4 protein-coding genes and 1 pseudogene are annotated in these 4,865 nt (G+C 71.4%); all 5 read right to left on the bottom strand.

Annotation, left to right across the window (positions count from 1 at the left end; genetic code table 11):
* Positions 1 to 2,592, bottom strand: a 2,592-nt coding sequence (locus QAA18_RS09145; RefSeq protein ID WP_279412623.1) for a serine/threonine-protein kinase, incomplete at its 3' end; no start/stop codon positions are given.
* 5 nt (positions 2,593 to 2,597) lie between these two features.
* Positions 2,598 to 3,161 (bottom strand): ECF-type sigma factor, encoded by a 564-nt coding sequence (locus QAA18_RS09140; RefSeq protein ID WP_279412622.1) that lies wholly within the window; start codon positions 3,159 to 3,161, stop codon positions 2,598 to 2,600.
* A 47-nt stretch (positions 3,162 to 3,208) separates the two neighbouring features.
* Positions 3,209 to 4,033: a bifunctional DNA-formamidopyrimidine glycosylase/DNA-(apurinic or apyrimidinic site) lyase gene (gene mutM, locus QAA18_RS09135; protein WP_279412621.1), complete on the bottom strand. Its 825-nt coding sequence runs from the start codon at positions 4,031 to 4,033 to the stop codon at positions 3,209 to 3,211.
* Between the two features lie 22 nt (positions 4,034 to 4,055).
* Positions 4,056 to 4,598: a gamma carbonic anhydrase family protein gene (locus tag QAA18_RS09130; protein WP_279412620.1), complete on the bottom strand. Its 543-nt coding sequence runs from the start codon at positions 4,596 to 4,598 to the stop codon at positions 4,056 to 4,058.
* A gap of 4 nt (positions 4,599 to 4,602) precedes the next feature.
* Positions 4,603 to 4,865, bottom strand: a pseudogene (locus QAA18_RS09125) (low-specificity L-threonine aldolase); the annotation flags it as partial.

The raw sequence follows: 4,865 nt of genomic DNA, 5'->3' as shown, positions 1-4,865 counted from the left end.
CGCGCGGTGCGCGGCAAGCGCCTCCAGTCGCGCCAGCGCCGCCTGGTCGCCCTGCACGGCCTGGAAGCGCGCCTGCGAAAGCTGGGCGCGGCGCGAGAGCACGTGGGAGTCGCCCAGCGCCTGTCCGGTGAGGCGTACCGCTGAAGCGAGTTCGGTGGCGGCAAGTTCGGGATCGCCCAGCGCCGCGTCGACCTCTCCGAGCAGGCGGTCGATCTCGCCCACGTCGGCATGCTCGGGGCCGAAGTTGTCGACGACGATGCGGCGCGAATTCTCCAGCAGCGGCCGGGCCTCGGCGTCGCGGCCGAGCTCGTGCAGCACCAGGGCGCGGTGCGCGAGCACGTCGGCGAGCAGCAGCGGCGACTTGCCACTGTTGCGAAGCTGGCGCGCGGCGCGATCGAGTACGTCCAGCGCGTCGTCCATCTCGCCGCGCTCCCAGTGGATGCGGGCCATGCCGTCGTCGTCGTCGGCCACGTCGACGTGGTGGGCGCCTGCATGGGTGGCGGGCCACTCGCGGGTGATCGCCAGGGCTTCGGCCGCGTCTGCGAAGCGCCCGATCTGCACCTGCATGATCGCCATCTCCCGGAGCGCGGCGATGGTGGCCGGGTGCGACTCGCCATGCAGCGAGCGGGCCAGCGACAGCGCGTTGCCACAGTCGCGCTCGGCGCCGACGGTGTCGCCCATGCGCCGTTGCAGTACGCACATGTCGCGCAACAGCGTCACCGTGTAGGGGTGGTGCGGGCCGCTGCTGGTGTTGAGTTGCCGCAAGGCGTCGCGATAGCCCTCGAGAGCCGCGTCGAAACGGCCACGGTCGGCCTCGAGCCCGGCCAGTTCGGCGAGATTGCGGACCACGCCCGGCTTGTCGTTGAGTACGTCGCGGCGCAGGGCCAGGGAACGCTGGAAAAGCGGTCGTGCGGTGTCCGGCGTTCCTGCGGCGCGCCGGCAGCGGCCAAGCTGCGACCAGAACCCCGCGACCTGCACCGGCAGCTGCCGGTGTTCGTGCTGGGCCAGCGTGGCCAGGGGTTCCATCGCCTGGATGCAGGCGTCCTCGTCGCCCAGGGCCAGGTGGGTGCGGCCCAGTTCGGTGGCCGATTCCAGGCGCAGGCTGTCGGGCGCGGCGCTGCCGAGCGACGCCACCAGCTCCTGCTGTTCGCGCAGCAGGGCCATGGCGTCGAGGTAGTCGCCCATGCCCAGGCGCAGGCGTGCGACCACGCCCATCAGTTCCGCGCGCGCGGCCGGCTGGCGCGCCAGCTCGCGGTCGCCGCGCTGCAGTCCCGCCTCGAGCAGCGAGCGCACGTCGAGCGGGCCGGAGCCGTCGTCGCCGCCCGCGCCCTCGAACAGGCCGATGACGAAGTTCTGCAGCGCCTGCGCGCGGCTGGCTTCGCGCACTGCTTCCCGCGCCTGCCAGGCGACGAGCACGAAGGACGCGCACAGCACCATCGCCACCAGCGCACTGGTGGCCAGCGCCCAGCGGTGACGCCCGATGAACTTGCCGAACCGGTAGCGCACGCTTTGCGGGCGCGCATTCACCGGCTTGCCCTCGCGATAGCGGACGATGTCCTGGGCCAGCGCCTCCACCGAGGGATAACGCTGCTCCGGACGCTTGGCCAGCGCCTTGAGCACGATGTTGTCCAGGTCGCCGGCCAGCACCCGCGCCAGCCGGCGCTGGTCGGTGCGCTGCAGCGCCATCGAAGGACGCACCGGCTCGGCCGCAAGGATCGCTTCCTCCCATTCGGCGTCGGTACTGCGCTTGAGTTCGTACGGGCGCTGCCCGGTGAGCAGCTGGTGCAGCACCACGCCGAGGGCATAGACGTCGGTCATGGTGGTGACCGGCTCGCCGCGCACCTGTTCGGGCGAGGCGTAGTGCAGGGTGAAGGTGCGCAGGCCGGTGCCGGTCTGCTCCGGCAGTTCGCTGGTGTCGAGCAGCTTGGCGATGCCGAAATCCAGCAGCCGCACTTCCTCCTGCTGCGTGACCAGGATGTTCGACGGCTTCAGGTCGCGGTGCACGATCAGGTTGGCGTGCGCGTGGCTGACCGCGTCGCAGGTCTGCAGGAACAGGCGCAGGCGCGCGTCGAGCGAGAGGTTGCGCTGCGCGCACCATTCGGTGATCGGTTCGCCCTCGACGTACTCGAGCGCGAGGTACGGCTGGCCGTCCTTGCTGATGCCCGCGTCGAGCAGGCGCGCGATGTGCGGATGGGCGAGGCGGGCGAGGATCTGCCGCTCGCGGGTGAAGCGCAGGTGCAGGTTGGGGTCGGCCAGGCCGGGACGCAGCAGCTTCAGCGCGACGCGGCGCTGGTACAGGCCGTCGGCGCGGCCGGCCAGCCATACCTGGCCCATGCCGCCTTCGCCGAGCAGGCGCTCGAGCCGGTACGGGCCGGCCAGCGTGCCCGGGCGCGGGCCCGGCAGGGGTGCGACCAGCGGCTCGGCGAGGAAGTCCGAATGCTCCTCCTCCAGCGCCATCAGCGCGGCCAGTTCCCTGCCCAGTTCCGGGTCTTCCTCCCGCAGCAGGGCCATGCTGCGCGCGCGCGTGGCAGGGTCGAGCTCGAGCATGGCATCGAGCAGCGGCGAAAGCTTGCGCCAGCGCTCCATGTCCATGGGAACTAATCGTCCTTCAGCGAAGCCAGCAGGAACAGCCTCGCTTTCTGCCAGTCGCGGCGGATGCTGCGCTCGGAACGCTTGAGCAGCGCCGCGATCTCCAGCTCCGACAGCCCGGTGAAGTAACGCAGCTCGACGACCTGCGCCAGGCGCGCGTCGACGGCGGCCAGCCGGGTCAGGGCGGTATCCAGGCCCAGCGTTTCCTCGTCCAGGCGCAGGCCGCCTTCGATTTCTTCCGGAAGCTCGGCCACGCGGTGCAGGTCGCCGCCGCGCTTCTGCGCCAGGCGCTGGCGCGCGTAGTCCACGACCACGCTGCGCATCGCCGACGCGGCGTAGGCGAAGAAGTGCGCACGGTCGTCGAACTGCGCGGCGTTGCGCCCGATCAGCTTGAGATAGGCCTCGTGCACCAATGCGGTGGCGTCCAGCGTGTGCCCCTGCTGTCCGGCGAGCTGGCGGCGCGCCATCGCGTGCAGCTCCTGGTACAGGGTCGCGAGCACGCGGTCGAGCGCGGCGCGATCTCCATCGCGCGCGGCATCGAGCCACAAGGTGATGTCGGCGGTTTCGGCCAAGTTGGTCCTGCCAAACTGATTTCCCCGGAACGCCGCCAATATAGCCCTCAGCGCTGGCAGCGTGGGCACCAGGCCGTGGTCCGCTGGCCGATCGCGGCCTGCCGCAACCGTTTTCCGCAGTTGGGGCAGGGTTCGCCGCCGCGCCCGTAGGCGGCCAGTTCCTGTTCGAAGTACCCGGGGGCGCCGTCGGGGCTGATGAAGTCGCGCAGGGTGGTGCCGCCGCGCTCGATGGCCGCGGCCAGGATCGTGCGGACGGCGTCGGCGAGCAGGCGGTAGCGCTCGCGCGAGACCTGGCCGGCAGCCCGCAGGGGCGAGATGCCCGCCATGAACAGGGCTTCGGCCGCGTAGATGTTGCCGACCCCGACCACCACCTTCTGGTCCATCAGGAAGGTTTTCACCGGCGCCTTGCGTCCGCGGCTGCGGGCATGGAGGTAGTCGCCGTCGAACGCGTCCGACAGCGGTTCCGGCCCGAGCGCCTGCAGCAGCTCGTGGGTGGTGCCGGGCGCCTGCCACAGCAGGCAGCCGAAGCGGCGCGGGTCGTTGAAGCGCAGCACGCGCTTGCCGCCACGACCGCCTTCGAGCAGGAGGTCGACATGGTCGTGGGCCGTCACCGGCGTGCCCGCCGGAAGCACGCGCAGGCTGCCGGACATGCCCAGGTGCAGCAATGCGCTGCCGGCTTGCGTGTCGAGCAGCAAGTACTTCGCGCGCCGGCGCACGGCCTCGATGCGCTGGCCGGGCAGGCATTCGCGCACCTCGGCCGGGATCGGCCAGCGCAAGTCGGGGCGGCGCAGCGTCACCGCACCGACGCGGCGCCCTTCGACATGGGGCGCGAGGCCGCGACGGGTGGTTTCTACTTCCGGAAGCTCGGGCATCGTTTCGCGGCTTCCGCCGCTCCTACGCGGGAGGCAGGGCCAGGTACTCGTCCTTGAGGCGGACGTAGTGGCCGGCGCTGTAGTACAGGGCTTCGATCTCGGCGTCGCTGAGCATGCGCACCTTGCGCGCCGGATTGCCCAGCCACATCTCGCCGCTGCCGACGGTCTTGCCCGGCGTGACCAGCGCGCCGGCGCCGACGAAGCCGTGCTTCTCCACGATCGCCCCATCGAGTACGACTGCGCCCATGCCGATCAGGCAGGCGTCGGCGATGCGGCAGGCATGCACGACCGCCTTGTGGCCGATGGTGACGTCCTCGCCGATCACGGTGGCGAACCCGCCGAGCTTGGCGTGCGGTCCGTCATGACTGACGTGGACGACGGTGCCGTCCTGGATGTTGGTGCGCGCGCCAACGCGGATGAAGTTGACGTCGCCGCGGACGACCACGCCCGGCCACAGCGATACGTCGTCGCCGAGCACGACGTCGCCGACAACGGTGGCCATGGGGTCGATGTAGACGCGCTCGCCCAGGGTGGGCAGCACGCCGCGATAGGGGCGCGGTTTCATGCGCTCATTGTAGGGCCGCGAACGCGTCGGCGACCCGCGCGGCACCGTCGTCGTTCACGTCCAGGTGGAGGACGAGGCGGATCGGCCCGGTGTCGCCGACCGAGGCGCGTACCTGCCGCGCTTCCAGCAGCTCGCGAAGTCGCGCGCGGCGCGCGGGCGCGACCTCGACGTAGACCATGTTGGTGTGGTGCGCCACGGCGTCGACGCCTGCCAGGCCCTCGAGCGCGGCGGCGAGCCGGGCCGCGCGGGCATGGTCGTCGGCCAGCC

This window comes from Luteimonas sp. 8-5, from assembly GCF_029763755.1.
In the GTDB taxonomy this organism is placed as follows: domain Bacteria; phylum Pseudomonadota; class Gammaproteobacteria; order Xanthomonadales; family Xanthomonadaceae; genus Cognatiluteimonas.
This window is presented reverse-complemented; position numbering and strand designations above follow the sequence as displayed.

Excerpts from the sequence above, each read along its gene's own strand:
- mutM (WP_279412621.1), bottom strand. The coding sequence starts at position 4,033 with ATGCCCGAGCTTCCGGAAGTAGAAACCACCCGTCGCGGCCTCGCGCCC.
- QAA18_RS09130 (WP_279412620.1), bottom strand. The coding sequence starts at position 4,598 with ATGAAACCGCGCCCCTATCGCGGCGTGCTGCCCACCCTGGGCGAGCGC.